General features: G+C 60.0%; 1 protein-coding gene. It reads right to left on the reverse strand.

Annotation, left to right across the window (positions count from 1 at the left end; all coding sequences use genetic code 11):
- A partial coding sequence (locus tag H5U08_RS19135) for a GTP-binding protein (protein WP_297036868.1) occupies positions 1–1,134 on the reverse strand: 1,134 nt, incomplete at its 3' end.
- Between the last annotated feature and the right edge of the window lie 155 nt (positions 1,135–1,289).

A 1,289-nucleotide genomic window follows, 5' to 3' on the forward strand; every position in this document is an offset into this window, starting at 1 on the left:
GACCACGGCCACAATGTCGCCGGCGGTCGCCCCCTCGATCTCTTCCCGCTTGTCGGCGTGCATTCGTACGATGCGACCGAATCTCTCTCGCTTGCCAGTCCGCTGATTGTAGTAGTATCCCCCCTTGATCAGTGTGCCCTGGTAAACGCGGAGAAACGTGAGCGCCCCGAACGGATCCTCCACCAGCTTGAAGGCCATGGCGACGGCTGGGGCGGCAGGATCCGCGGAAAGCAGCATGCTTGGGGTTTCCTCTCCCGGCGGGATGGCGCGGACCTCCACTTCCGGCGGTGACGGTAACAGGCGGACAACGGCATCCAGAAGGGGTTGCACGCCCTTATTTTTGAAAGCAGAACCGAGAAAGACCGGGGTCATTTGCAGGCTGCAGGTGGCCGCCTTGGCCACTTGCCAGATGAGGTCCTGCGGGGGTTCTTCTTCCGCCAGCAGAATTTCCAGAAGCTCGTCGCTGTACATGGCGAGCGATTCGAGCATATGCTGTCGGGCCTGCCGCGCAGATTCCAGCAGTTCCGCGGGAATCGGCTCCCGGCGCACCTGTTCACCATGGGCGCCGTCGAAATACACGGCCTCCATGGTCACCAGGTCAATAACTCCGCGGAAATCTGATTCCCGACCGATGGGCAGTTGCATGAGGACCGCATCGCAGTCCAGGCGGTCCTTCATTTGCTGAACCACGCGGAACGGATCCGCTCCCACGCGATCCATCTTGTTGATAAACGCCAGCCGGGGGACGTGGTAGCGCCGCATCTGCCGGTCGATGGTGAGCGACTGGGCCTGGACACCACCCACCGCGCAAAGCACCAGAATCGCCCCGTCCAGCACCCGCAGGCTTCGTTCTACCTCGATCGTGAAATCGACGTGGCCGGGGGTGTCGATGAGGTTGATGACGGCCTCTCCCCAGCGGACGGTGGTCGCCGCACTGGTGATGGTGATCCCGCGTTCGCGCTCCAGCTCCATGTAGTCCATGGTGGCGCCGGGACCATCCCCGTGGACCTCGCCAAGTCGATGGATCCGACCCGTGTAATAGAGGATCCGCTCGCTGAGCGTGGTCTTTCCCGAATCGATATGGGCGGAAATACCGATGTTGCGAATGTTTTTCAGGGGTTCAGCGTTGGGCATAGGCCGTCCAAATTGGGATTGTTACTGACAAAAACTGCTTTTTTGGCTATCGAACGATCCTTGTGAAATTTTGACAAAAATCCCCTCTCGCTAGTCATCGTGGCGTCAAGCTCGACAAGCGACCCGAAAGGTTGAACGGGATGGTTGGCGAAACG

The sequence above is a fragment of the Thermogutta sp. genome (assembly GCF_014359955.1).
Classification (GTDB): Bacteria; Planctomycetota; Planctomycetia; order Pirellulales; family Thermoguttaceae; genus Thermogutta.